We start from the raw sequence: 25166 nt of genomic DNA, 5'->3' as shown, positions 1-25166 counted from the left end.
AGGAAACCGCCCAGGCCCGGCACAGGCTCCCAGCGGCCGAATACTTACTCGGATCGGCAATGTATGAGAGTGTCGGGTTCGTGATGGATCGGGGCGTACCGCGGGCTCCCGTGGGGACCCTGCTCACTGCACGATTCGGCGAGGAGCGCGGGGTCGGACTCGCGACCTCTCTGGCCGGGACCGGTCTGCGGCCCGATCAGCTCGCCGACCCGGCGCTCGAGGTGACCGCTGAGCAGGAGCTTGCCGTTTCGGCGAACCTCGCTCGTGCGCTCGGGAATCCGCCTGGGCTCGGGATCGAGGTCGGCACGCGCTTTCGGCTGACGTCGTACGGCATGTGGGGTTTCGCGCTCATCAGCAGCCCGACGCTTCGTTCGGCCCTCGATGTCGGCCTGCGGTTCATGGACCTGACCTTCGCGTTGTGCGAGATCGAGGCGCGACAGGTCGGCAGTGAGGTGTATCTGGTCCTGAGCTGCGACGACCTGGCGCCCGAGTTGCGGCGCTTCGCGGTCGAACGTGAAGCAGCGGGGATACAGACCATCCAGCGTGACATCTTCGCCACGCCCCGTGCGCTCAACCGAGTGAGTTTCGCCTTCCCGCCGCCGCGGCAGGCGTTGAAGCTCTACCGGGACGTGTTCGGCGTCGCGCCGGAGTTCGACGCCGACCAGAACGCGTTGGTGTTCGATGCCGGCCTCTTGGACGTTCCGCTGCCGCAGGCAAACGAGCTCACGACGGCGCAGGCACTGGAACATTGTCGAGAAAGCCTGGAACGCCGGAAAGCCCGTGGCGGCCTGTCGGGTCAGGTCCGCGACGTACTTGTCGCTCACCTTTCGGATCCACCGAATGCGGCGCAGGTCGCTGATCAGCTGCACATGAGCGCACGCACCCTACGGCATCGACTCGCGCAGGAAGGCACGTCCTTCCGTGTCCTGCTGGACGAGGTCCGCGAGCGTTTCGCTGAGGAGTTCCTCAGCCATGGACTGCGCGTCACCGAGATCGCGTCGCGGCTCGGATACGAAGAGGTCTCGAGCTTCTCCCAGGCGTTCCGCCGCTGGAAGGGGATCGGGCCCAGGGCCTACCGGGCCGCCACCGGCGTTCTCTGAAGCGTGTCGCAGAAGGCTGTGGAGACGTTCGCGGGACTGCGGATGAAGCAATTCGAGCGGGTGCTGAAAGCGGTGCGGGAGCGGGGTGGCGACGGGCCGCGGATCGGCCGTCCGTGGTGTCTGCCGTTTGCGTCCCGGGTACTGGTGGTGGCTGTCTACTACCGGACGAACCCCACCATGTCCTCGCCCTCGAGCCGGTCTCGCGTCCCGTCGATGCGGCGAACCGGCTGTGGATCGTCGACGGCACCTTGATTCCGGTCCGTGACCTCAAGGCCGGCGCCTCGAGCCGCACCTACCGGTTCTCAGCGAACGTGCAGGTCATCATCGATGCCGACACACGCCTGGTCGTGGCCACCGCCCGTCCCGCTCCGGACAACAAGGCCGACGCCCGGAGCATCGCCGCGTCCGTGCGCGGATCGAGCACGCGATCAACCGCGACGGCCCCGACACCTTCTCCCCGCGCAAGCTCGCCACCGAACTGGGCATCGACACCATGTCGCTCTACAACCACGTGCCGAACAAGGAGGCCCTGCTCGCCGGGGTTACCGAGGCGTTGCTCGACCGGATCGACTTCGCCGCGGCGGCCGCTGCCGACACCTGGCAGGACCGGGTCCGCGCGCACGCCGCCGCGTTCCGGGCCACCGCCCGGCAGCGCCCCAAGGCGTTCCCCCTGGTGCGCACCCGTCCCTCGCAGTCGCCGGCCCTTCTACGCCCGGTCCGCTCGGCCCTGACCGGCTTCGCCGAACCCGGGCTGGAGCCGCGGGCCCTACACGGCGTTCGCCGTCGGTTCGATCATGCGAGAGCTGGCCTTTTCGCTCACCGTGGGCACGATGGGCCCCGAACGGGTGCGGCAACGCGTCGCCGAGATCACCGCGCTGGGCGACTCTGACCTCCATCGCCCCGTATCTGGCGGTCAGCGACGCGGACGCCGAGTTCGAGGACGGACTCGAGCTACTGATCCCCGCCCTCGCCGTGCGGATCGGCAACTCCGGTCGGAGAGTCACCGGCAGTCGGTAGCACGCACTCAGGTCAAAGGACTTAGACACCGTTTCTTTTGGCCTGGGGTGGTCGTTGGTCAGTGCATGGCAGACCTGGTCCAGCGGCTGGTACCGGACGAGTTGTGGGAGCTGTTTCGCCGGGTGGTACCTCCTACGGAGGTCATACGTCCCCAGGGCGGGGGCCGACGACGGGCGGGCGACCGCGAGACGTTGGCGGCGATCATCTTCGTGGCCACGTCGGGCTGCACCTGGCGGCAACTCCCGCCGGTCTTCGGCCCGGCGTGGCCCACGGTCTACCGGCGCTTCGCGCAGTGGAGCCGTGCCCGCGTCTGGGCCAGGCTGCACCGCGTCATCCTCGACGAACTCGGCGCGCTCGGTGAGCTGGACTGGTCCCGATGTGCAATCGACTCGGTAAGCGTCAGGGCCGCAAAAGGGGGCTACTGACGGGACCGAATCCGACCGATCGCGGCAAGCTGGGATCGAAGATCCACCTGATCACCGACCGAAAAGGACTGCCCCTGTCCCTGGGCATCTCCGCAGCCAGCCTGCACGACAGTCAGGGCCTGGTGCCGCTCGTACGAGGCATACCGCCGATCCGGTCCCGCCGGGGCCCGCGTCGCAGGCGACCTGGGAAACTCCATGGCGACAAGGGATACGACTACGACCACCTGCGCCGATGGCTCCGCAGCCGCGGCATACGCCACCGCATCGCCCGCAAAGGCATCGAATCCTCACAACGACTCGGCCGCCACCGATGGGTGGTCGAGCGAACGGTGTCCTGGCTGGCAGGCTGCCGCCGTCTCCACCGCCGCTACGAGCGCAAGCCCGAGCACTTCCTGGCCTTCGTGGGCATCGCTGCCCTCCTCATCGGCAATCGGCGCCTCACACGGATCCGATGACTCACTGGTCAGAGGTGTTCCCCTCGTTCAGGATTCGCTCATGGACGAGCCAGCCACCATCGCCTGGAAGTACGCGGCGAACCTGATCTGCGAGGAAGACCTGCCCATGTTGGCGGCCCACCTACTGGCTGCCGGCCACGACTCTCCTTCACTGCGCGACCTGGTCGGCCGTTCCCGGCGCGAGCACCCAGCAGAGATCCGCAAGCTCTTCGGGCACACCATGGAGGAGCTCGGGATCCAGATCCCGGACTGCGAGACCGCTGAACGCTGCCTCCTGCATCACATGGCGACAGAGCTGACCGCCGGTGCCTTGTCACCGAAGATGGCCGCAGATCGAGTCTGGCAGGGGATCGAGGCGTTGACAGATCCTGAGCGGGAGTTCGTGGCGGCCGTGGGCCTGGAGTACCACCTCGACTTCATGTCCCCCGAAGAGGTCCGGGCCTGGGAGAACGCTGTACGCCTCGCCGCAAAGACTCTGGCTGGAACAGCCTTCCCACACACGCAGTGACACCAGCCACGGCCACACCCACCACTCACCAGCAGCCAGCCCTCATGCACACCAAAAGAAACGACCTCTTAGTGACGGACCCGCAGGGCAACCGGCCAACTATCCGGACCGGTGCCCGCGCCCGGCCACCTCCGCATCCCCCGGCGGGGAAGGGAGGCAGCGTTGAGACGACTCAGCGGGACAGTTCGCGGAAGAAGGTGCGGATGTCGCCGACGAGGAGTTCCGGTTGTTCCATGGCGGCGAAGTGGCCGCCGAGGTCGAACTCGGTCCAGTGCACGATGTGGTCGCGTTCCTCGACGGCACGGATGGGCAGGAGGGAGTCGTTCAGGAAGACCGCGACGCCCAGCGGGGTGGGCGAGTGCAGAGGGTAGCTCGATGAGCTGGCTTCGTCGGAGTGGGCGACCTCGTAGTAGAGGCGGGCCGATGAGGCTGCGGTGTTGGTCAGCCAGTACAGCGTGACGTCGGCGAGCATGAGGTCGCGGTCGACTGCGCCCCCGGGGGCGGCCGGTAGGGTTGTGGGTCCATTTCTGGAAGTCTCGGCGATCCAGGCGAGTTGCCCGGCGGGAGAGTCGGCCAGCGCGAATCCCACGGTCTGCGGCCGGGTCGACTGGAGGAGGAAGTAGGCGAATTCGTCGTCCCACCTTCTCCGGTTGCGCTCGTATCGGGCCTTGTCGTCCTGGCTGAGGCGATCAAGTTCCGCGGGTGTTCCGACGGGATCGGACGGCAGGAAGTTGACGTGCGCGCCGAGGACGTGGTCGGCATCGACGTGGCCCAGTGCCTGGGAGACGAACGAGCCCCAGTCGCCGCCCTGAGCTCCGTAGCGGTCATAGCCGAGGCGGGCCATCAGCTGCGCCCAGGCGCCGGCTGTCCGTGTGGGTTCCCAGCCTCGTTGGGTGACCGGGGTGGAGAAGCCGAATCCGGGCATGGACGGGATGACCAGGTGGAAGGCGTCAGCGGGGTCGGCGCCGTGTGCGCGTGGGTCGGAGAGGGGGCCGATGACGTCCCAGAACTCGAGGAACGAGCCGGGCCAGCCGTGGGTGAGGACCAGCGGGGTGGCGTCGGGCTCTGGTGAGCGGATGTGCAGGAAGTGGATGTTCTGGCCGTCGATCGTGGTGGTGAACTGCGGCAGTTCGTTCAGCCGCTTCTCCCAGACGCGCCAGTCGAAAGTGGTACGCCAGTACTCGGCCAACTCGGCCAGGTAGTCGACCGGGACACCCATCTCCCACCCCGTGCCGGGAATCGCGTCGGGCAGCCGGACCCGGCCGAGACGGTCGTGGAGATCGTCCAGGTCGGCCTGCGCGGTGTCGATGCGAAACGGGCGGATGTCGGTGTCGGTGTCGCTATTGCTGGTCATGTCCTCACTGGTTCCGTGGGGGTACCGATGCCGAGGTGGGGGGAAACTCGCCGATGCCAGCTGGGGAAACGCCTCCGTCGGCATGACTCGTCGGCTACGGGGGCAAGGTCCGAGACACGGTGTCCGGGGCGGTCGATATGCCGGAGACGTCCAGGGAACCGGTCGCGCGCAGGCCGGGTCGGATAGTCGTGGCAGCCCTTGCCGGTCGCACTCCAAGCAGCCCCTGGTCGGGGAAGTTCTTGTTGAGGTAGTCGGCGTTGACGCTCATCTGCGCATCGCCGTTCTCCTGCCACCAGTAGGGGAGAACGGCGTACACGGACTTCAATCGACCCTGTCCAACATGCCCGACGCCCCGATGTCGGCCGCCGATCGTATGTGCGGTCCACATCCTCAGGCGTGGCGCCGCCATTCGTCACCAGGGTCTGTGCCCGCTTCACCAGAGCAACGAACCAGGTGCTGACGACGTAGCCGTTCTGCTCCTTGCGAAGGCGGATGCGCAACACGTGGCGGAAGTGGAGAGCGCAGAACCTCGCCGGACGGCAGGTAGCCGACATCTTGTAACTGCCGGACCGGGACGGTTCGGTCAGATCTTCGTCTTCTCCCTGACCCACGCGCCGATCTGAGCGATGGCGGCGTCGGCCTCCGGAACGCGGCCGGCGCCGTAGACGTACGAGTGCTGGCCTCCGGGGACGACCACGGTGGTCGTGTCGATTCCGGCGTCCTTGACGCGGGCGGCGAACTCCTCGTCCTCGCCGGCCAGGACCTCGTACGTGCCCCAGGAGACGAGGGTGGGGGGCAGACCGCTCAGGTCCGCGCGGTTCAGGTTGATCCGGGTGTCCGTGAACTCGATGCCGGTGCCGCCGATCCAGGCGTCCCGGAAGAAGGCCAGCAGTTCCTTGCTGAGTATCTTGTCCGTCCCGGCGTTGGTCGTGATGGTCTCGTTGGCGATCTCGAGGTCGCACCAGGGGGAGATCGACACGATGGCGCCAGGCAGTGGCAGCTTCTTGTCGCGGAGGCGAAGGGCCAGGGCGACGGCGATGAACCCGCCGATCGAGTGGCCGATCGTGATGATGTTTCCCGACGCATACCCTTCGGAGAGCAGCCAGTTGAAGGCCGCCTCCGCGTCGTCCACCTGCGCCGGGTACTTGTTTTCCGGTGCCCGCCTGAAGTCCAGGACCAGTACGGGGGCCCCGGCGGCCTTGGCGATGTGGCCTGCGAGCTTCCGGTCGACGACCGCCGAAGAAACCACGGAACCCCCGGCGTGACCGTGCAGGAGGACGTAGTCGGTGTTGGCGTCGACGGGTTCGCACCAGATACCCGGCACGCCCCCCGCGTCCACCTCCCGGTAGGTGACGCCTTCCGGCTCACGCGCCATGAGATGGGAGCTCTCCACCCGGGTGCGAATCGCGTCCAGTTCGGACTCGGGAATCACCATTGCGGCGAAGAAATCCGCGAACGCGGTTGCTTCCGGGGTCAGTTCAACTGCAGCGTGCTCGGACACGTGGCACCTCCATGGGGCCATCTGGGCATACCGGCCCGCCAGGACCGGTACGCCGTGGTTTGTCAGGCGGTGAGGGTGGGGTAGTCGGTGTAGCCGGCCTCGTCGCCGCCGTAGAAGGTGGCGGGGTCGGGGGTGTTCAGCGGCGCGCCGGCGCGTATGCGCTCGACGAGGTCGGGGTTGGCGAGCGCCATGGTGCCGACGGTGATGATGTCGGCGACGCCGTCTTCGACGTCTTTCGCGCGGGTGGCGATGTCGGTGCCGGCCCGGTTGAGGACCAGGGTGTTCGGCCACAGCTTGCGGAGGATGTGCAGGGGTTCGTCGTCGCCGCCGTGGAGGATGTGCAGGTAGGCGAGGTCGAGCGGAGCGAGGGCGCTCACGAGCGCCGGGTACAGCTCGTGGGTGTCGCTCTCGGCGATGTCGTTGTAGGGGTTGCCGGGGGAGATCCGGATGCCGGTGCGGCCGGCGCCGATCTCGTCGGCCACGGCGGTGGCGATCTCGACGGCGAAGCGGATGCGGTTGTCGACGGAGCCGCCGTAGCGGTCGGTGCGCTGGTTGGTGTTGGTGGCGAGGAACTGGTGTGGGAGGTAGCCGTTGGCGCTGTGGATCTCGACGCCGTCGGCGCCGGCCGCGATGGCGGCCGCCGCCGCGCGGCGGTAGTCGTCGACCGTGGCGGTGACTTCCTCGGTGGACAGTTCGCGCGGCACCGGCATTTCCTGGAGGCCGGACGCGGTGAACATCTCGCCCGACGGCCGGACCGGGGAGGGGGCGACCGGCTGCCGGTGGTGGGGGGTGTTGTCGGGGTGGGCGATGCGGCCGGCGTGCATGAGCTGGATGACGATGCGTCCGTCGGCCTTGTGTACGGCGTCGGTGACCTTGCGCCAGCCTGCGATGTGCTCGCCGGTGTAGATGCCCGGGGTCATGGGGTAGCCCTGGCCGTCGGCGGAGGGCTGGGTGCCCTCGGTGATGATGAGGGCGTGCGAGGCGCGCTGGGTGTAGTACTCGGCGTTCAGGTCGGTCGGCACGCCGTCCGGTGTGGACCGGTTCCGCGTCAGGGGGGCCATCGCCAGCCGGTGCGGCAGGGCGATCTCCCCGGCGGCGATCGGGTTCCACAGGGCGTTCAACATGGATGTTTCCTCAAATGAAAGGGGGAGAGAGAACTGCGGGTGGTGGGCTGCCGCGAGTAGCGCCTACGCGGCAACCGGCCGGATGGGCCCGGTGACCTTCCACCGTGGAAGGCAGACCGCGTGGAGGGGCGGTCAGCGCGCGGACGGGCTTGGCGCACACCTGACCGCCACCATTGCGGTGTTGAGCCCAGGCTGTTCGTACAGGGCGAGGACGCCGAGCGCGTTGTCACAGAGGGACTCACGTACCGGAATCGGAGCGGCGGTCAGCCGCGGTAGCGATCGGCCGGGACCCGCCGCGACAGGTTCGGGACGAGCGCCTGACGGGCCTTCTCGAACGACTCCCAGTCGCCGATCTGAGGCAGTGACGGGATGGTGACGGGCTCCCCGGCGTCGAGGCCGGCGAGCGCCGCGTCGACGGCGTCGTCCACGCTCATGATCGCCTCGTCGGGAAGAGCCGCGAGCTCGATGCCGGAGCCGTCCCAGAGCTCCGTTCGGACAGCGCCCGGCAGCACGGTCTGCACCGTGACGGGGCTGTCCGCGAGTTCCTGCTGCAGGGCCTGGGTGAACGTCAGCACGTAGCTCTTGGTGCCGCTGTAGACGGCGCCGCCGGGCAGGAAATTGAGAGCCAGGGCAGAGGAGATGTTCACCACGGTGCCCCGCCCGCGGGCCGTCAGGCCCGGCAGGACCGCGGTGGTCAGCCTGGTCAGCGAGATCACGTTGAGGTTGATCAGAGCCTCGGAGGCCGCCGCGTCGGAGGTTGCCAGCGGCGCGAACACCGCCCCGCCGGCGTTGTTGATCAGTATCTCGATGCTCTCGTCGGTCCGCAGACGCTCCTCGACCACGGAGATCTCTGCCGCATCGGTGAGGTCGGCGGTGACGATGTCCACCGCGCGGCCCGTGCGGCTGCGGATGTCCGAAGCCAGCGTTTCCAGCCGCGCGGTGTTCCGCGCCACCAGGATCAGGTCGTAGCCCCGGTCGGCAAGCCGCTGCGCGTAGGCGGCACCCAGGCCGGCGGACGCGCCGGTGACGACGGCGGTCTTGTTCTGCGTGGTCATGGGGGTGGATCTCATTTCTGGTGGTGGATGAGTAGGGGGCCAATGCGTCGAACCCGCTTTAGATTATGATAGGTATCTAAAGCCGTCCAGTCAACGGTCTCCCGATCCAGTCACCCACGCCCGCGGCCGGAGACTGCTCGACGTACATGCAGGTACCAGGGCCGGCCGCCGATCAGGTTCGGGTGGACGACCTGTCTGGCGCATGGTCACCCTGGACGCGTTTCATGTACTGCCGCCGACGCGGGCACGGCGAGCGACACCCCTGCGGAGGCCCGCACCCCGCACACGCTCCCGGTGCAACGCGAGCCGCCTCCAGCCGACGTCACCCCCCGGCTGCTCGACGAAGGCATCGCACGATCGGAAGCCGCTTCCGGTCAGGGTGCGGGCCCACGAGCTCCTCGCCTTGTGGCAGCGAGAAAGAGCCGTACGGAAAGAGTCCACGTACGGAAAGTGGAGGCGACGGCCGGCCGACCGGCACTTCACGTATGATAGATGTTCTTCAGTATCTAACGTGGGCAGGTGAGCGATGAGTCGCGTTTCGCAGGCACAAGCGATGGAGAACCGCAGGCGCGCGGTCGCCGCGGCCTCCCAGCTCTTCCGGGAGCGCGGCGTGAACGGCATCAGCGTCGCCGACCTGATGAAGTCCATCGGGCTGACCACGGGCGGCTTCTACAAGCAGTTCGCCTCCAAGGAGGCGCTGGTGGCCGAGGCGGCTCAAGCCGCTTTCGGAGACCTCGACCAACTCCTGGCCTCGTTCGACACGGACCACGGCGATCACGACACCGCACGCGGCGCCCTCGTCGACTTCTACCTGTCGGCCGAGCACCGTGACCAGCCCGGCACCGGTTGTCCCACCGCGGGATTCGCAGGGGACATGGCTCGCGAGCCCACGGCTGGGGAGGTGCGCGAAACGTTCGCGGCCGGAGTCGAGGAATTCGCCGCGTGGATGTCCACCGACGCCGAAGACGGCCTTCCCATGGTGGCCACTCTGGTCGGCGCGATCCTGCTCGCCCGGGCCACGGCGGGCACAGAACTGTCGGAGAAGATCCTGGAGTCGACCCACAAAGCCCTTACCGCACCGCACGGGCCTTGACTCAAGGCCGGGTAGTCAAAGGGCTTACAGGCTTGCAGATCAATAACTCGCGGTCTTGACCTCTGGTGTGATGGTGATGCCTGCCTCGCGCGCCAACACCGCCACGTCATCGCCCGCTTCTACTACGAGGTCACCCACCCGGCGAACCGCCTGCAGCAGTCGGCCCACCCGGTCGGAGCCCGGCCAGAGCGGTCACCCACCCCGCTGGGCGTCGCGGTCTTCCCGTACGAGGCCCTGCCCATCCGCGCCCTCGCGGAACGCATCGCCAACGTCGTGCACTGGACCGAGTTCGACCGCGGCGGCCACTTCGCCGCCATGGAACAACCCGAACTGCTCGTCGGCGACATCAGCACCTTCTTCCGGGAACTGACCCACTGAGTCGTCACGCAGTCGCACGCCGCGCTCTGCAAGCCGAGGTCGGAGGCGACCGGGACGTCGTGGCTTGGCCAAACCGTCGCCCGTTCCATCGAGCCGCTCAAGGTCGGTACGAGGCTCGCCCGGCTGCACTTCCTGCCGAAACATCCGCCATGCGGGACGCTTGCCAGCCTCTCGACGGCAGCATAGTATTACAGTCATAATCCAATTTGGTTCGCCGAAGGGACTCGATCCTCATGTCCGAGCAGCCTCTACCCACCACCGGTCGCGCCTGGCACCTGGAGAACCGCCCCACGGGCACGCCGGTGCCGTCCGACTTCGCGCTGCGCGAGGTGGAGATCCCCGCCATCGACGCGGGCCAGCTCCTGGTCGCCAACGAATACCTTTCGGTCGACCCCTACATGCGCGGCCGGATGAGCGACAAGAAGTCCTACATCGAGCCGTTCGAGGTGGGCGCACCGATGGACGGCACCGCGGTCGGCCGCGTCCTGGCGTCCAATGCCGAGGGCTTCGCTCCCGGCGACTACGTGACCCACTTCCTCGGCATGCGCGACTACGCGGTCGTCGACGCGCAGACCGCCCAGAAGGTGGACCCGAACCTCGCGCCGCTCTCCACGTACCTGGGCGTGCTCGGCGCCACCGGCCTCACCGCCTACATCGGGCTGACACGCTTCGCGAAGATCAAGGAGGGCGACACGGTCTTCGTCTCCGGCGCGGCGGGCGCAGTCGGCAGCGCGGTCGGCCAGATCGCCAAGCTGCAGGGCGCCGGCCGGGTGATCGGCAGCGCGGGCTCGGACGAGAAGGTCAAACTGCTCACCGAGGAGTACGGCTACGACGCGGCGTTCAACTACAAGAACGGGCCGGTCGCCGAGCAGCTGGCGCAGGCGGCGCCGGACGGCATCGACGTCTTCTTCGACAACGTCGGCGGCGAACACCTGGAGGCTGCGATCGGCGCGCTCAAGCTCCACGCCCGTATCGTGCTGAGCGGAATGGTCTCGCAGTACAACGACGAGAAGGTCGTCGGGCCGCGCAACCTGTGGAACCTGGCCGTCACACGCTCGGACCTGCTCACCTTCATGGTGACCGAAGAACTCGACCTCCAGCCCGACTTCGTCCGCGATGTCGGCGGCTGGATCGGCGCCGGCAAGCTGCACTTCCAGGAGACCGTCATGGAGGGCCTCGAGAACACCATGGAGGCCTACCTCGCCCTCATGCGGGGCGAGAGCGTCGGCAAGATGATCGTCAAACTCTGAATCGGCCGTCACCAGACTCAGCGAGGGACCTGGGCCTGTGCTTGGGTTCCAGTGGTCGTCGCGACACCCCAGTTCAAGGGGTGCGATGGACTTCGAGGTCCGAGGGGACCGGTCTCCGCAGCGGCGTAAGAAGTTGTCCCGGGAGCGGGAGGCATACTCCCGGCTCGTGCAGCAGGGACACAGCAACACCGAAGCGTGCCGGATCGTCGGCGTAGATCGCCGGACGGGCAACAAGTGGCGTAACGGCCGCTTCGGATACCGGAACCGGATGCCGGTACCACCGATCCATGCGGTGGTACCGGCATCCGGCCCGTCCCGGTATCTGCGTGCGGACGAGCGGATCCACATCGCCGACCGGCTGCGGGAGAAGGCCACCGTCCCGGGCGATCGCCGCGGAACTGGGCCGCAGTCCCTCCACGATCAGCCGGGAGATCCGCCGCAACCGCACCGGCGGCACGCGTGGCCAGTGGCACTACCTCCCGCACGCCGACCAGGCCCGGGCCAACGCTCGTCGGCCCCGCCCCAAGCACCGCAAGACCAGCCAGAACCCCGAGCTGCGGGACGCTGTCCAGGCGATGCCGGACGAGAAGTGGAGCCCGGAGCAGATATGCCACGCTCTACGGCAGAAGTTTCCCGACCGGCCGGAGATCCACGTGGTCCACGAGACCGTCAACCAGGCCCCCTACGTCCAGGGCAGGGAACCCAGTTACTACAAGTGGCGGGACGGGGCCGACGCGCGGACCGCGCGACAGGCAGCCGACCGGGCCCTGGCCGAACAGATCCGCGCCATCCACACCGACTCCGACGGCGCCTACGGCTCTGTGCGGATCACCGCCGAGCTCCGCGCCGACGGCCGCAAGATCAACGAGAAACGGGTGGCCCGCGTGATGCGCAAGTTCTCCCCCAGGGCACACGCCTGCGCAAACGAGTCTGCACCACGATCCCCGAGCCGTCGGCGACACCGGTCCCGGACCTGTTCCAGCGAGGCTCCACCCCGAACTCGTCGCCGACGCCCTGCGGATGGCAGCCGCCACCCGCGGCGGTCTGAGCGGCGCGGTCTTTCATTCGGATCACGGTGCCCAGTACACATCGAGTGAATTCGCCGACCTGTGCGGCGAGTTGGACGTCATCCAGTCCATGGGCGCGGTCGGCACCTCCGCCGACATCGCCGCCTGCGAGAGCTTCCACGCCACCCTCAAGCGGGAGACCCTGCGCGGCGCCCACCGCTACCCGGGAACGGAACTCTGCCGACGCACCGTCTTCCGGTGGCTCACCCGCTACAACACCCGCCGCAGGCACTCCGCCAACGGACACCTCAGCCCTGTCGACTAAGAACACCAGCACCAGCACCAGCACCAGCACCAGCAGGAGTCCGATGAGCTCACGCTGGCCTTATAACCACCCGAACGCGTGTCCACTTTCGCGGGTGGAAGGCCCGTCCGACTGCTGGTCGACAGTGAGGACATCTTGGCTGGGGTGTTCACAGAAGTGCCGGGCGAAGATCCCAAGTGCCACTTGCTGCCGGACGGCCCTCTCACGGCTGGTCCTGAGTCGCACGAGGTGCGGCTGGCCGAGGCAACGTGCACCGAAGGGTACAGCGGCGCTCTCCGCCCGCGAGCAGTCAATCGGCGAGCAGATCCCGCTGCGGTGATACCGCCACCAGCACGCCATCACCTCACCATGCGGCGCCCATCTCCGACGCCGCCACCCGTGGCGTGGCGTCACCGGCGCACGGTGGCACACCTCGGCAATGCACTTCCACGACTCACATTCGATGCGCACACGCGCGCGAGCTCCGTTGTCTTTAAGCGCACCCCAGGTGCATCGTGATCCGCCAACTCACAACCGGGTCAGGATCCGGGTCCGGAGCAGCGCCGCCGCCGCGGCTGGGACCGGGCGAGTGTCCGGCTCTCTCCGCCGACGTGCTGTCCGGGCCGGGCGACTACACCAAGGCTCTCCGGGGCGGCACCGCGGCACCGCGTCCGCACGCCGAGCACATCCCAACGGCCGGAGCCGCCGCCTACCGAATCTTGCCCGCGCACCAACAGGCGTCGGTTTGGTGCGCGGGCGTGGATGGCGTGCTTTCAGAATCGGCCGGGGGTGCGGCCGAGGGTGTTCTGGGGGTCGGCGGGGTTGGGGCCTTGCACTGCTCCGACGTACAGCTCGACCTGGGACTTGAACCGGTCGACGGCGGCGCGGTCGCTCATGAACTTCGGAAAGTCGAGGGGGTCGGTGGTGCGGTAGTCGGCGAGGGGCTTCAGCCCCGCGGGCGGGGCGACATCGGCGCGTACCGACCAGGTGAAGCCGGCGATGACGTCCTGCTGAGCCTGTCGGGAGAGGAGCCAGCTCAGGAACAGTTTGGCGGTGGCCTGGTGCGGGGACCGCCGGAAGATGGCGGCGCGCTGCGCCCAGGACGGGAACCGGTCGTGGGCGGGCAGCACCTGAACGCTGTTGGGACCCGTGCCCCCGGCCCCGGCCGGGCTGGCAAGGTACGTGCCGCCGACCACGCCGCCGATTGATCCCCCCAGGCCGCGGACGTATGTGGGCCGCTGCGCGGCGAACTTCTCCAGCCAGCCCCAGCCGTACTGGTCGACGAACAGCTTGTACTGGAAGAGCACCGCGTCGTCGTCGTTGGGCCAGGTGGAGATGATCTTGTCGGTGAAGACGGGACTGAGCAGGTCGGTGGCACGGAAGTCGTTCGGGTCGGCCGGCGCCTGATGAATGCCGACGATCGGGGCGAACGCCCCGTAGTAGGCGCTCGCCCAGTAGCCGTCGGGGTCCTTGGCGTTGTCGAACACGTTGTCCCAGCCGACAGGGCGGTACCGCAGGAGTTCGCCCATGGCCTTCCAGCGGTCGAAGTCTTGTGTGGTCTGCAGGATGGCGATGTCGGCGACCAGGTTGCCGGTGGCGAGTTGATTGTCGATGCGCGCGTCGTGGTACTTGCTCAGGTCGGTGATCGTTTTGATCTGGATGCCAGGGAACTGCGCAAGGAAGGCCTGCGGGATGAAGTCGAAGAATCCGGGCGCGTCGCCGCCCATGTAGAGGGTCGCCCGTCCGCCCTCGTCCTTGGCCGCGCGGTACAGGGCCTGTAGCTGTTCCTGTTCGCCGGCCGTCGTTGGGCCGGCGGGCGCGGCGGAGGCCGCGTTCGATGTCATGGCCTGAAGACCGGCCGCGGCCGTGCCGAGCGCCCCGGCCCGCAGGAGCGTCCTTCTGGTGAATCCCATCGTGGGTACCTCTCGCTACGCCATCGACTTCAAATTTGAAGTCGATGCCCAAGGTACCCTCCACTTAAAATTTGAACAAGGAGGTGGCGACGTGGGTCACACGCGATGGTTGACCGGCAAGGAGATGCGGGCCTGGACGGCGTTCTTCAGTGCCGCCGCGCTGCTGAATCGGCGCCTTGACCAGCAGCTGAAGGACGACGCCGACCTGACGCACGTGCAGTACGAAATCCTGTCCAGGCTCTCCGGAGCTGCGGGCCACGAGCTGCGCATGACGGAACTCGCCGAGTCGGTGTACGCCTCCCAGAGCGGTGTGACGTACCAGATCAGCCAACTGGAGAAGGCGGGGCTGGTGCGGCGTCGGACCTGTCCGAGCGGCCCTCGTGCCGTGTATGCCGTCCTTACCGACGCCGGTTTCGCCACGCTCGAGCGGGCGGCCCCGGGCCACGTGACCGCGGTCCGCGAGCTGCTCATCGACGTCCTGACCCCCGAGCAGCTCACTGCCTTGGCCGACGGTCTGGGCAGGGCTCGCGACCGCATGCTTGGGCGGTGAGCCGACACTCGGCACAGCATCTGGATATGGAGGTCAGCAGGCGCGATACTTTCGTCGCCGTCGCCGAGAAGCTGCGCTTCGGCCGGGCGGCGACGCGCCTGCACGTGTCGCAGCCACCGCTGTCGCAGGCGATCCTGGCGCTGGAGCGGGAGTTGGGCGTGCAATGGTTGCATCGCAACAGCCGGCACGTGCGGCACCTGAGCAGGGCGGCGCCGGCCGGGCAACCTGGCGATCGAGCGGGCCGGGCGTCCCGGTCTACTTGATCCTGGACATGCTGAGGGGGCGGCGACCGTGCTGTGGGCCCCGTCCGCCGAGGGCTACACGTCCCGCCTCACCAAACCGTTCGGCGAGAAGATCGAGATCCCCGCGCCGTTCGACTGCACACTCGACACCGCTGGTTTCCAGGCACCCGAGGCCCCCGAAGCGTGACACGCAGGCGTGTGCCGTCGGCAGACGGGATCCCGCATGGCTGACGACACCGCGGCCGTCGTGACCCCGAGGGGGTAGGTCAGGTTCGGCGGGCCTCGGCGTCCCGTCTGGCGGTTGCGCTCCTGCCCTCGCGTTCCCGTGCGAAGGCCGCGCTGAGTTCACCCGTCACTTCGTTCATGGTGAAGGGCTCGCCGCACCCTTCACACACGGTGCCGCTTAGACCCACCTCGCGACCGCACGTCTTGTGAATGTGGTGGACGGCGACCCCTTCCCCGGGCTCCTTGCACCATGCCTCGCCCCATGCCCGCAGGGCGAGCAGCACCGAGGCGAAGGCTTCGCCCTTGTCAGTGAGGTGGTACTCGTAGCGGCGGGGCCTCTCGCTGTACGCACGGCGTTCGAGCATGCCGTCGGCCTCCAGCCGCTTGAGGCGGTTGGTCAGCATCTGCGGCGAAGCCAGGGTCTGGACCTGCAATGTGTCGAAGCGGCGGTTGCCCATCGTCAGCTCCCGCATGATCACGAGCGTCCAGCGGTCTCCGATCACCGCGCTCGACCGCGCGACGGGGCACTGCGTGCTCGTGATCTCTGACCAGCCACCCATACCGACGTCCTCCTCGTGAACTCGTTCCGCCCTCATCATCGCAGAGATCGAACGAGTTTCTATGAAAAATAGAGTTGGTAGCTATGTTTTTTTGAGTTACTCTGCGGATGAGCCGAGAGAGCGTCTATGTGACAAGACGTGGACTCCTCGGCGCTTCTGGAGGCACCACTCATGACCGATACGCAGTACGACCCGGCGCACACAGGGCTGCTCCTGATGGACCCCTACAACGACTTCCTCTCCGAAGGGGGGAAGCTGTGGCCTCTGGTCGAAGAGGTCGCCACGGAGGTCGGCCTGCTCGACAACCTGCGCGCGGTGACGGCCGCCGCGCGTGCGGCCGGCATCCAGGTCTTCGTCGTCCCGCACCGTCGCTGGCGCGAGGGCAACTACGCGAACTGGAACTTCCTCACCGCGGACCAAGCCGGCGGCAACCAGAACCGGGTCTTCGAAGACGGAGCCTGGGGCGGCGACTGGCACCCGGACTTCGCCCCCCAGGAGAGCGATGTCGTCGTCCACGAGCACTGGGGACAGAGCGGCTTCGCCAACACCGATCTCGACCTCCAGCTCAAGAAGCACGGCATCACCCACGTGGTGACCGTCGGCATGCTGGCCAACACCTGCATCGAGTCGACCAGCCGCTACGCCATGGAGCTGGGCTACCACGTGACCCTGGTACGCGGAGCGACCGCCGCGTGGACCCGGGAAATGCTGCACGCGGCCCACGAGCTGAACGGCCCGTCCTACGCCCACGCCATCGTGACCGCCGACGAGATCGTCACCGCCTTCAAGGGCGCACACGTCTGACGCTCACCACAGAACCGTCCAACGGGGGCGACATTTCCCCATTGCAGATGCACAGGTGACTCACTGCTCATGCGGTGCGGTGCGTTGCGTTGCGCTGAGAAAGGGTCAGAACCTATCGACTGACCAGGTGTTGGACAGTGCGGTGATCAGTGAGACAGCGGAGACGGCTACCGTCGACGCGCCGATCGAGGCCGTCGACATCGCTGACTGGGTGCTGAACCTGCCCGACGCGGAGTACCGGCGCTGCGCGCCGGGCGAGCACATCGCTGCGGGCCGGACCACCACGGATGACGGGCGCCCCATGTCCATCAACGTGGAGAACATCGGCGGCACCCTCGTCATCCAGCACTACGTGGTCGAGGTGCACGAGCCGCACCACTGCCACCTGGGACATGCGGGTGGAGTTGAACGATGACGGAACCTGCCATCTGACCAACACCGTGACCACCCACGCCACCCAGGGGTTCCTGGACGCTCTCGCTGAGGTCGGCGTGAGCTTTTGACGACGCCGCCGCGCAATATCATCCCGCGATCGTCGCCCACAACCAGCACGAGACTCCGCTCTTCGCGGCCAGCATGGCACGCAAGGCACTGGCCAAGCCGGCCGCGAGCTGATCTCTCCGTCTCGGCGACCACTGCTGCGCCGGCACGGCGCGGCAGTGGCCATGACGCGGCTGACCTCACGTGGCCGCCGACTCGATTTTCATCCTTCGAGGCTGAGCACGTTCTTCACTCAGGTTCACACGTTGGTAACGAGCACCATGCGCACCATGCGCAGTGCGCCTTTCCCCGGCGACGGGGCCTAGAAGGAGTCGACACTCATGTCCCAGCAAGCCGCTGCCCAGCCACGCATCAAGATCGAGGAGCTCGAGGGCGGGGTGATCATCGCCCGGCTCGCCCCTGATGAGCTGGGACTCTTCGGGCGCGATGACGCTCCGGAGTTCATCGAGCTCGTCCGGCGCGCCCACCGAGATCCGGCCATTCGCGCCGTGGTGTTCACCGGGTCACATCCCAGCCGCTTCATCAGCCACGCGGAAATCAGCTGGCTGCAGGAGGACGGATCGGTGATTCCCCCCGTGAGTACTCGGGTCACGAGCGCGGTGGCGAAGATCGCCCATTGGGCGGCCCGGTATCGGCTCACCCGGTGGGTGGCGGGCAAAACGCCGTTGATGGGGGGCATCCAGCTCGATGACCTGCACACGGCGTATCTCCGCATGGGCACCAGCTCCACGATCTTCGTGGCGGCCCTCAACGGGTCTGCGCTGGGTATTGGCGCCGAGATCTCGTGGGCTTGCGACCTGCGGCTGATGGCCGAGGGCGACCATTTCATCGGTCATCCGGAGATCCTGATGGGCATCCCGCCCGGCTCCGGTGGCACCCAGCGCATGCCCCGGCTCATCGGTTCCCACCGTGCGCTGGTGGCGATCCTGGAAGGCCGGCCGCTCCCCGCGGAGGAAGCACTCGCCGTCGGGGCCATCGACGAGATCGTGCCGGCCGATCAGCTCATGTCCCGGGCCGTCGAACGAGCCGCTCATCTCGCGGCGCGGCCGACCGAGGCGATCGCGGCCGTCAAGCGGGCGGTGAACGTGGGCAGCTCGCTGTCGCTCGCCGACGGTCTGCACCTCGAACGCTCCGAGTTCCTCGCCTCCCTGCCGCAGCCGAAGGCGCAGGAACTCATGAAGGGCTACTTGCGCGACACCGCGGCGAACGGTGAGCTGCCGCTGTACCAGCCCGGCGGCTATGCCGCCGCCCTCCAACGCGGAACCGCGACAGGCGACAAAGAGGAAGTGACGGCATGACACACAAGGCGACCACGAAGTTCAGCCGGCGCACCCTGCAGTTCGCCTCGGGTGACTCCTACTGCTCGGCCTGGCTGTACCTGCCGGACACCGCCTCCCACACGCCCGTGCCGGTCGTCGTGATGGGGCACGGCCTCGGCGCCACCCGGGAGATGGGGCTGGCGCCCTACGCCGAACGATTCGCCGCCACCGGGTTGGCGGTGCTGGTATTCACGTACCGCAATCTCGGCGACAGCGGGGGCAGACCGCGCCAGGTGTTGTCCATGACCAAACAATTGGCCGACTGGGACGCCGCCCTCGAGTACGCGGCCGGGCTCCCCGAAGTCGACCGGCAACGGGTCGCGGTGTGGGGCAGTTCGCTGGGCGGGGGCCACGCCATCGCCGTCGCCGCCCGGCATCCGGAACTGTGTGCCGTAGTCGCCCAGTGCCCCTTCACCGACGGGCCGGCTTCAGCCGGCGCGCTCGGAATACGGGAGACCCTGGTCCTGGGGGGCGTCCTGGCCCGTGACTTCCTGGCAGCGGCGCGCGGGAAGGAGCCGGTCACCGTTCCGGTTGCGGCAGCGCCCGGTCAACTGGGTCTGATGACCGCACCCGACGCGCTGCCCGGAATGCTGAAGTTGGTGCCCGACGGCTACGAGTGGGTCAACCGCGCAGCGGCCCGCAGCTTGATCAACATCGTCCGGTATCGGCCCGGCCGAGCGGCCAAGGACATCGCCGCGCCGATCCTCGTCTGCATCAGCAGAACCGATTCGGTCGCCCCGCCCGTGCCGACCGAACGCTACGTCCGTAAGGCACCGCGCGGCGACATCCGTCACTATGACGCCGGGCATTTCGACTTCTACTTCGGAAAGGCATTCGAGCAACTGGTCACCGATCAGACCGAGTTCTTGGTCAGCCACCTGAAACCCGCGCAGGTCACGAGCGGCTGAGCCGACCTCCCGTCACGGAGAGGCAGCCGATGTCTGTCTGACGCTTCACCGTGTTCGAGTCGCACTTGGGCTGCCCGGTCATGGCGTTTCCGTCTCGGTTGGGGCGAGGACGGGTGGGTAGCCCTTTGCACGGAGCCAGGCGTCCAGGGCGAGAGCGACGATGTCACCGTGAGGGATGTCGGTGTCGGCGTTGCAGCGGCGGATCCGGCGCTGGAACTGAAGGACTTCAGGGACGGCGTGGTTGAGCTGCCCTCGCTTGGTGTGCCGGTCTTTGATGACGTTCAGGGTGTCCGGGTGCGGAGTGAGAGCGTCGTCGGTTGGCTGGAACTCGGCGTCGAGGGCGTCGGCGATCTCACGCAGTCGGCGGGCGTAGGGGGAGTGATCAAGCACGAGAGCTGCTCCGGTCGGTCCGGCTAGGCGGATAGCTATCCGCCTACTGGGCTATGGGAATAGTCGGTACGAGGGGCGGCCGCATCCCGGCGTGGGTTGGCCGCCCCTCGTGCACTGCAGTCGGGCTCAGAACCCGCGGGCGGTGAGCCACTCGTCCAGTGCGACCGAGACGATGTCGCCGATGGGTAGGTGATCGAGTTCGTTGTCCAGTGCGAAGCGTTTGATCCGCTTCTTCAGCTTCAGTGCAGTAGGGACCGACGAGTCGAGGCTCTCGCGCGCGATGATGCGCTGGTTGAGAACGACGGCCGTCTCAGGAATGTCTTTGGGACGGCCGGATCCCTGAGCCCACGGTGTTCCTTCGCTTGGCGCTGCCTGCGATTCCACGTCCTGTTCCTGGCGAGCCCGTGGAACATCGTTCTTCACCGGGAAACCGTTGCCGCCTGCCGCCGGAGGAGCTACCGGGCGAAGCGCCACCTCGGCGGCCGGGGCTGCGCCAGGAGCCGCGGCCGGGCCGTGCTGCGGAACGGGCTCGGTCGGCTGCGTGGGCTGGACCGCATGTGCTGCGGGTTCGGAAGCCGGGAGCAAAGGCGGCACCCGTGTCTCCATTGGCTCCCCAGCGGAATCCATCCTCGTCCCGGGGGCGGCGACGCCCAGATGCCCGGCGTCTGGTTCCGTCACGGGGCCGCTCTGCGTGACCTCAACGGTCGGCTGGGCGGAGGGCTCCGCCACTTCGGGCGCCGCCTCGGTCCGGCCCCGTGCCGTCGCCTCGACGGGAACGGCGGAAGGAGCTGGCTCGACCTGCGACTCGTTGGCAGCGGGACGGCCGTCGCCCTGGGCGGCCGCCCGTTCAGCGGCGTACTGCTCGGGGGTGAGCTCCGCGGCCGGGGGAGGGGGAGGAGGGGTCGCCTTCTTGGCGCCGCCGAGGGTGCGACCAGTGCGGCGGGTCGGGGGCTTTATACGCTCGCTCATGCCGTCAGCTCCTTCATCAGCTCGGCGTACTCGCTCAGCTCGGTCGGGATCTCGCCGAAGGCCTCCATGTAGTGGACCCAGGAGTGGATGGTCGTCTCGGCGAGCGGGAACGGCTCGTCGCGGTCCGGGCCGATGCCCTCGCCCTCGACGGGCTCCAGCAGCTTGTCCTTGGCGTTGCGGGGCAGGCTGGTGCGGTCGTCGGCCTTGACCATGACGACGTGGGCGGTGACGCCGTGCTCGTTGCGGGCGGCGGCGCGTTCGGCCTCGTCGAAGGTGGCTACGAGCTTGCGGCGTTCGATCTTGGTGGGGGCGACCGGGACGAGCAGGAGGTTCGCCTCGGTGACAGCCTCGTGGAAGATGCGGGCGCTGCCGCCGCCGGCGTCGACCACGATCGCGCCGAACTCGGCGCGCTTGGCGCGGATGTACTCGGCGATGTCGTCGAACGGGTACCGCTCGACCACCAGGTTGGCCGGGATTTCGAAGCCCTCGGCCTGGGCGACCTTGAACCAGTCGTAGGCGGACTGGCTGGTGGCGTCGGCGTCCAGCAGCAGTGTGGGCAGGCCGAGGACGACGGCGTAGTAGAGGGCAATGAACCAGGCGGAAGTGGTCTTGCCGGTGCCGCCCTTGAGCATGCCGACGACGATCACGAAGGCGTCCCAGGCGTGGGCTGTGGCCGCGGCCAGGGTCTTGTGACGGGTGTTCTCGTTCACGTGTGCTTGATCTCCTGTAACTGGAAGGTCTGTTGACTTTGCGCGGGTCGACGACGTCGACACTTGCTTCGAGGCATGGCTGAGATTGCGGTCGAGCGGGGGTGCCCTTGCCGGGCAACTGCGGCCGGGATGGTGCATGGGCGGGGCCTTGTGGCGAGGGGTGCCGCGGCGAACGTCAGCAAGGGCGCTCATGACCGCTTCCTCGTTTTGTCCGCGGGGCCGTGGCGGTGCCGGGGCCGCATGGTGGTGCGGGCCTGGTGCAGGAGCCGGTAGACCGTGGCCACTGAGTAGTTGCAGTCCTCAGCAAGCTCCGGCACGGTGGAGCCGGCCTCGTACCGTGCCCGCAGGGACACCGCGAGCTTCTGCCGCTCGGCGGCCCGCGCTGCGGTGCGCATCCGCAGCGTCTGCTGCGTGGTGCGCACGGTGCCGCCGGCCTCGATCAGCAGGCGCCGGGCAGCACGCCTCGTCCCAGCCCCCGCCGCCGCGAGCTCGGTGAGGGTCGCGCCGTGCTGCTCGTAGAGGTTGCGAAGGTGGGCCGCGAGACGCTGGCGCGCTTGCGGGTCCTGGCGCACCCGGCGGGTCTGCCACGACGTGCGCATTTCGGTTCCGGCGTCGTGCAGCCGGTTGAGGACCGTGCCGTACGACAGGCCACTGGCGGCGACGAGTTCGTTGACCGTGGCACCGGACTCGTACTGCTTGCGCAGAGACTCGGGTGTCACCGTCTCGCTCGCATCGGATGTGACTGGGGGCTCTGGGTTCATGCGGCGGACTCCCATTCGCTGAGGGCTTCGGCATGGGCGGCGGCCAGCTCGTCGTAACTGCGCTGGTCCGATGGGGTGATGAGGATCAGTCGGCCGTCGGTGGCCAAGCGCCATTCGGCGTCAGGGCGGCCCGTGACCGGGTTGAGGACGCACCCGCCGGGGGCGTGCCACGCCGAGGGGATCTCGTCGGGTCGGGGTGCCGGGACGAGGACCTGGCGGCCGTCGCGGACGATCACCACGGCCTTGCTGCGGTGCTCCGACAGCCGCGCCAGTGCCTCCCGATACACCGCTCGCTCGGCAGCGTGCAGGGCCTTGCGCCGGGCGGCGACACCTGTGGTGCCGTATTGCTGGGCGACCGCGTCCCAGCCGTGTGCCGGGTGCGCGGTCGGGCCGGGAAGGGCATCCGGCAGGCTGGCGCCGAAGCCCTCCAGCGCGCGAGGCGCGAGGCTCCAGGTTTCGCCGCCGTGGTGCACGAGGCCGTGATCGGCCAGGCGACGCAAGGTCCGGTAGGCGGTAGCCCGGGACACCGACGCCGATCCGACGAGCTCGCCGATGGTCTGGTCCGGCCGGGCGTGCAGCGCGCCGATGATCATGAGAGCGGAGCTGCCGAGGCCGTGGTGGGCGAAGGCGTCGTGGCCCATCAGCCGGCCGATGACGGTGGAGTCGATGTCGGCCGCCACCCCTGTCTCAGGGGTGGGCCACTCCTCAAGTGCCGGGTCGGGGGGGTACTGAGTGGTCCGGAAACGAGACAGCTGGGCGGGGATGCCGTGATGGTCGGCGCTGCCGTCGCCGAGATACCAGGTGGAGCCCTCCCGGCCGTGGCCGACCCGCAGGCGGCGCAGCCAGCCTCGTGGCTTGAGGACGGTCTCGTAGACGATCCGCAGCGTCGTCCGGGAGATCCCGGCCTCCTCGGCGGTCTGCCGCTCACTGGCGTGGTGCAGGGGGCCGCCCGCGGTCTGGGCGAAGTTCAGATGCGCCCGCAGCACTCGCAGCGCGGTCCGGCCCCGCTCCCCGCGCCAGGGCGTCGTCTCGATTCGGTCCCGCAGCGCGGCGAGAACCTCGTACGCATGCTGGCGCGACTCCACGACCCGTGTGCTGTCGACCGCGGCCGAGGCGCTGGCCCACACCCGGCGGATGTAGTCCAGGACGCGCGCCTGCCCGGAGCGCAGCGCGATGTGCTGGGCGTGCCGTCCGCCCTCGTGGTCGGGGTGGAGCAGTAGCCGGGTCAGCTCGTCGGCGGTGCCGCCGGCGCGGGCCACGTGGCAGGCGATGGCCGCGGTGATCCGGTGCCCGTGCTCGGCCGCGCCCTGACGGTCCGCGCGCAGGACCAGGGTCCGGCCGCCGGAGGCGAGCCTGCTGTAACTGCCCGCCGCATAGCGGCCGGTGAGGTCCCCGAGCAGAATGAGATCGGCTGCGGCCGTAGGCAGCTGGTGAAGGCCCAGTCGCTCGCCTGGGTGAAATGGCCGTCGGGAAGAACCTGTCTGGTGGGTGCTGTGTGGCACTGTGGAGCCGTCCCGCAAGGACAGAGACGCCACCCAGGCCCGCTAAAACCACGGGTGGTGTCCGGTACCGACCTCCAACCGGTGCCAGCGAAGCCTCCAGGATGGCCATCCTGGAGGCTTCGTATGCCTGGCTCCGGTGCTGGAGGCAGGCGTCCCCATCGCGGCTCGACCGAGATCGACTCGGAGCGCCTCCAGAGGAGTCACAGCCTGATCGACACCGCCCTGACCTCGGCCGACTCAGAGCCAAACAGAGGGCGACTGCGTCTGACTGACTCCGAGCAGCTCGGGTCGCACCCGGGTCGAATCAGAGCGGTTTCCTCTGACTGCCTCCGATCGCCTCTGCAACCCGACCTAGCAGGTCACAGCCGATCCGGCCCGCGAAAGCGCAGGTCAGAAGGGTGCTCAGGAATACCCGGCGTACAGCCCGACTCGTCTGCCGCTCTGGGATGCTGGGGCAGGAGGGGGGTCTGTACGCTCACCGGTGTAATTGATGATCATGGAAGAGACATCAAGTGACTGACACCGTGACCGAGTTCGTGGCCGCCGATGACCAGGCGGTTCCGTTGCCGGAGGCCGCGACGGGCGAGCAGAAACTGATCGACCAGCTCGTCGAGCAGGCCCGCACCAAGGGGCTGCAGCTGACCAGGAGGGTGCTGGAGTCCGCCCTGGAGGGAGAGATCACCGACCATCTCGGCTATGACAAGCACGACCCGGCAGGCAAGGACGGCGGCAACTCCCGTAACGGCACCCGGCCCAAGAGGGTGCTGACGGACATCGGTCGAGATCGACGTGCCCCGCGACCGGGACGGCTCCTTCGAGTCGGCCATCGTCAAGAAGCGGCAGCGACGGCTGACCGGCGTCGACGAGACATCTCATGTCGTTGGCGCGTCAAGTTCGGCGGTCATGCGGCGAGGGTGAGACGCTCCGGGAACGCCTTCGCGGCGTCGTAGAGGGTGCGGTTCCGGAGGCAGTGGTAGAGGCAGCCGAGGAGCTTGCTGAACAGATTCCGCAGGGCCGGGGTATGGCGTTCGCCGCCGTCCCGCCGACGGTTGTAGTGGGCACGTGGCTCGGAGGAACGCAGCGCCGCGAGGTCGTGCCCCCGGTCGTGGTGTAGCCGATCACGGTCCGTCGCCTCCGCTTCGTGCCGTTCGGTACGTGCCGCTGCCGGGCTTCGTGCGATCACCGCTGTTCCGGGCTCGGCGAGCCTCGACAGGGCCCCGGGCGATGTCGAACCGGGCCGC

26 protein-coding genes and 4 pseudogenes are annotated in these 25166 nt (G+C 68.2%); 17 read left to right on the top strand and 13 right to left on the bottom strand.

Going from position 1 to position 25166, the window contains the following annotated elements; all coding sequences use genetic code 11:
- The first annotated feature begins 110 nt into the window (after window positions 1–110).
- The 5 genes and pseudogenes from ACIRP7_RS27185 to ACIRP7_RS27165 all read left to right on the top strand — a co-directional run bounded on the left by ACIRP7_RS27185 (window position 111) and on the right by ACIRP7_RS27165 (window position 3505).
- Window positions 111–1100: an AraC family transcriptional regulator gene (locus ACIRP7_RS27185; protein WP_403664558.1), complete on the top strand. Its 990-nt coding sequence runs from the start codon at window positions 111–113 to the stop codon at window positions 1098–1100.
- 42 nt (window positions 1101–1142) lie between these two features.
- Window positions 1143–1495 (top strand): annotated as a pseudogene (locus ACIRP7_RS27180) (IS5/IS1182 family transposase); the annotation flags it as partial.
- Between the two features lie 98 nt (window positions 1496–1593).
- Window positions 1594–1989 (top strand): hypothetical protein, encoded by a 396-nt coding sequence (locus ACIRP7_RS27175; protein ID WP_403664994.1) that lies wholly within the window; start codon window positions 1594–1596, stop codon window positions 1987–1989.
- Between the two features lie 193 nt (window positions 1990–2182).
- A protein-coding gene (locus ACIRP7_RS27170) for an IS5 family transposase (RefSeq protein ID WP_403664556.1) occupies window positions 2183–2997 on the top strand; the annotation gives its coding sequence in 2 pieces (ribosomal slippage) (window positions 2183–2530 and window positions 2533–2997; 813 coding nt in all).
- Window positions 2998–3037: 40 nt separating this feature from the next.
- Window positions 3038–3505 carry a hypothetical protein gene (locus tag ACIRP7_RS27165; RefSeq protein ID WP_403664554.1) on the top strand — a complete coding sequence of 156 codons (468 nt, stop codon included), beginning with the start codon at window positions 3038–3040 and terminating at the stop codon, window positions 3503–3505.
- A 172-nt stretch (window positions 3506–3677) separates the two neighbouring features.
- Here the strand turns inward: ACIRP7_RS27165 and ACIRP7_RS27160 are convergent, their stop codons facing one another.
- From ACIRP7_RS27160 to ACIRP7_RS27140, 5 genes are all read right to left on the bottom strand, one after another.
- Entirely contained in the window at window positions 3678–4859 is a 1182-nt protein-coding gene (locus ACIRP7_RS27160; RefSeq protein ID WP_403664552.1) for an epoxide hydrolase family protein, read from the bottom strand.
- A 94-nt stretch (window positions 4860–4953) separates the two neighbouring features.
- Window positions 4954–5175 (bottom strand): hypothetical protein, encoded by a 222-nt coding sequence (locus ACIRP7_RS27155; protein ID WP_403664550.1) that lies wholly within the window; start codon window positions 5173–5175, stop codon window positions 4954–4956.
- Between the two features lie 267 nt (window positions 5176–5442).
- Entirely contained in the window at window positions 5443–6360 is a 918-nt protein-coding gene (locus ACIRP7_RS27150) for an alpha/beta hydrolase (RefSeq protein ID WP_403664548.1), read from the bottom strand.
- Window positions 6361–6422: 62 nt separating this feature from the next.
- The gene (locus ACIRP7_RS27145; protein WP_403664546.1) at window positions 6423–7484 is read right to left on the bottom strand and encodes an alkene reductase; all 1062 of its coding nucleotides are present in this window, start codon (window positions 7482–7484) and stop codon (window positions 6423–6425) included.
- A 263-nt stretch (window positions 7485–7747) separates the two neighbouring features.
- Window positions 7748–8539 (bottom strand): SDR family NAD(P)-dependent oxidoreductase, encoded by a 792-nt coding sequence (locus tag ACIRP7_RS27140; protein WP_403664544.1) that lies wholly within the window; start codon window positions 8537–8539, stop codon window positions 7748–7750.
- Between the two features lie 526 nt (window positions 8540–9065).
- Between ACIRP7_RS27140 and ACIRP7_RS27135 the strand changes: the two genes are divergently transcribed.
- From ACIRP7_RS27135 to ACIRP7_RS27120, 4 genes and pseudogenes are all read left to right on the top strand, one after another.
- Window positions 9066–9632 carry a TetR/AcrR family transcriptional regulator gene (locus ACIRP7_RS27135; RefSeq protein ID WP_403664542.1) on the top strand — a complete coding sequence of 189 codons (567 nt, stop codon included), beginning with the start codon at window positions 9066–9068 and terminating at the stop codon, window positions 9630–9632.
- A 611-nt stretch (window positions 9633–10243) separates the two neighbouring features.
- Window positions 10244–11260, top strand: coding sequence for an NADP-dependent oxidoreductase (locus tag ACIRP7_RS27130; RefSeq protein WP_403664540.1), 1017 nt, complete (start codon window positions 10244–10246; stop codon window positions 11258–11260).
- Between the two features lie 85 nt (window positions 11261–11345).
- Window positions 11346–11958, top strand: a pseudogene (locus tag ACIRP7_RS27125) (helix-turn-helix domain-containing protein); the annotation flags it as partial.
- A 9-nt stretch (window positions 11959–11967) separates the two neighbouring features.
- Window positions 11968–12592: pseudogene (locus tag ACIRP7_RS27120) on the top strand (IS3 family transposase); the annotation flags it as partial.
- Between the two features lie 752 nt (window positions 12593–13344).
- On the opposite strand, the gene ACIRP7_RS27115 reads toward ACIRP7_RS27120, so the two are convergent.
- Entirely contained in the window at window positions 13345–14484 is a 1140-nt protein-coding gene (locus ACIRP7_RS27115; protein WP_403664538.1) for an ABC transporter substrate-binding protein, read from the bottom strand.
- Window positions 14485–14575: 91 nt separating this feature from the next.
- Here ACIRP7_RS27115 and ACIRP7_RS27110 point away from each other — a divergent pair, with 91 nt between their 5' ends.
- From ACIRP7_RS27110 to ACIRP7_RS27100, 3 genes are read left to right on the top strand one after another with little or no spacing between them, the layout of a single operon-like run.
- Window positions 14576–15034: a MarR family winged helix-turn-helix transcriptional regulator gene (locus ACIRP7_RS27110; protein WP_403664536.1), complete on the top strand. Its 459-nt coding sequence runs from the start codon at window positions 14576–14578 to the stop codon at window positions 15032–15034.
- Window positions 15031–15297, top strand: a complete 267-nt coding sequence (locus ACIRP7_RS27105; protein ID WP_403664534.1) for a LysR family transcriptional regulator — start codon at window positions 15031–15033, stop codon at window positions 15295–15297. The genes ACIRP7_RS27110 and ACIRP7_RS27105 overlap by 4 nt, the downstream gene beginning before the upstream one ends.
- A 28-nt stretch (window positions 15298–15325) precedes the next feature.
- Window positions 15326–15463 carry a hypothetical protein gene (locus ACIRP7_RS27100; RefSeq protein ID WP_403664532.1) on the top strand — a complete coding sequence of 46 codons (138 nt, stop codon included), beginning with the start codon at window positions 15326–15328 and terminating at the stop codon, window positions 15461–15463.
- A gap of 79 nt (window positions 15464–15542) precedes the next feature.
- Here the strand turns inward: ACIRP7_RS27100 and ACIRP7_RS27095 are convergent, their stop codons facing one another.
- Window positions 15543–16061: a winged helix-turn-helix transcriptional regulator gene (locus tag ACIRP7_RS27095; protein ID WP_403664530.1), complete on the bottom strand. Its 519-nt coding sequence runs from the start codon at window positions 16059–16061 to the stop codon at window positions 15543–15545.
- A gap of 171 nt (window positions 16062–16232) precedes the next feature.
- On the opposite strand from ACIRP7_RS27095, the gene ACIRP7_RS27090 reads away from it, so the two are divergent.
- The 4 genes from ACIRP7_RS27090 (at window position 16233) to ACIRP7_RS27075 (ending at window position 19593) form a co-directional block, all read left to right on the top strand.
- Window positions 16233–16865: an isochorismatase family cysteine hydrolase gene (locus ACIRP7_RS27090; RefSeq protein ID WP_403664528.1), complete on the top strand. Its 633-nt coding sequence runs from the start codon at window positions 16233–16235 to the stop codon at window positions 16863–16865.
- 142 nt (window positions 16866–17007) lie between these two features.
- Entirely contained in the window at window positions 17008–17280 is a 273-nt protein-coding gene (locus tag ACIRP7_RS27085) for a hypothetical protein (RefSeq protein WP_403664526.1), read from the top strand.
- Between the two features lie 406 nt (window positions 17281–17686).
- Complete coding sequence (locus ACIRP7_RS27080; RefSeq protein WP_403664524.1) at window positions 17687–18664, top strand: enoyl-CoA hydratase/isomerase family protein; 978 nt, start codon at window positions 17687–17689, stop codon at window positions 18662–18664.
- The gene (locus tag ACIRP7_RS27075) at window positions 18661–19593 is read left to right on the top strand and encodes an alpha/beta hydrolase (protein WP_403664522.1); all 933 of its coding nucleotides are present in this window, start codon (window positions 18661–18663) and stop codon (window positions 19591–19593) included. Before ACIRP7_RS27080 ends, ACIRP7_RS27075 begins: the two co-directional genes overlap by 4 nt.
- A gap of 78 nt (window positions 19594–19671) precedes the next feature.
- Here the strand turns inward: ACIRP7_RS27075 and ACIRP7_RS27070 are convergent, their stop codons facing one another.
- The 5 genes from ACIRP7_RS27070 to ACIRP7_RS27050 all read right to left on the bottom strand — a co-directional run bounded on the left by ACIRP7_RS27070 (window position 19672) and on the right by ACIRP7_RS27050 (window position 23925).
- Window positions 19672–19983 (bottom strand): hypothetical protein, encoded by a 312-nt coding sequence (locus tag ACIRP7_RS27070; protein ID WP_403664520.1) that lies wholly within the window; start codon window positions 19981–19983, stop codon window positions 19672–19674.
- Between the two features lie 126 nt (window positions 19984–20109).
- Window positions 20110–20406, bottom strand: coding sequence for a hypothetical protein (locus tag ACIRP7_RS27065; protein WP_403664518.1), 297 nt, complete (start codon window positions 20404–20406; stop codon window positions 20110–20112).
- A 542-nt stretch (window positions 20407–20948) separates the two neighbouring features.
- The gene (locus ACIRP7_RS27060) at window positions 20949–21662 is read right to left on the bottom strand and encodes a ParA family protein (protein ID WP_403664516.1); all 714 of its coding nucleotides are present in this window, start codon (window positions 21660–21662) and stop codon (window positions 20949–20951) included.
- 188 nt (window positions 21663–21850) lie between these two features.
- On the bottom strand, window positions 21851–22438 hold the full coding sequence (locus tag ACIRP7_RS27055) for a helix-turn-helix domain-containing protein (RefSeq protein ID WP_403664514.1): 588 nt from the start codon (window positions 22436–22438) through the stop codon (window positions 21851–21853).
- Window positions 22420–23925, bottom strand: a complete 1506-nt coding sequence (locus ACIRP7_RS27050) for a helix-turn-helix domain-containing protein (protein WP_403664512.1) — start codon at window positions 23923–23925, stop codon at window positions 22420–22422. The genes ACIRP7_RS27055 and ACIRP7_RS27050 overlap by 19 nt, the downstream gene beginning before the upstream one ends.
- A gap of 593 nt (window positions 23926–24518) precedes the next feature.
- Here ACIRP7_RS27050 and ACIRP7_RS27045 point away from each other — a divergent pair.
- Window positions 24519–24792, top strand: a pseudogene (locus ACIRP7_RS27045) (transposase); the annotation flags it as partial.
- 34 nt (window positions 24793–24826) lie between these two features.
- Here the strand turns inward: ACIRP7_RS27045 and ACIRP7_RS27040 are convergent.
- Window positions 24827–25108 (bottom strand): hypothetical protein, encoded by a 282-nt coding sequence (locus ACIRP7_RS27040; protein WP_403664510.1) that lies wholly within the window; start codon window positions 25106–25108, stop codon window positions 24827–24829.
- Window positions 25109–25166 lie beyond the last annotated feature (58 nt).

This window comes from Streptomyces sp. NPDC102270 (assembly GCF_044766405.1).
Lineage (GTDB): Bacteria > Actinomycetota > Actinomycetes > Streptomycetales > Streptomycetaceae > Streptomyces.
This window is presented reverse-complemented; position numbering and strand designations above follow the sequence as displayed.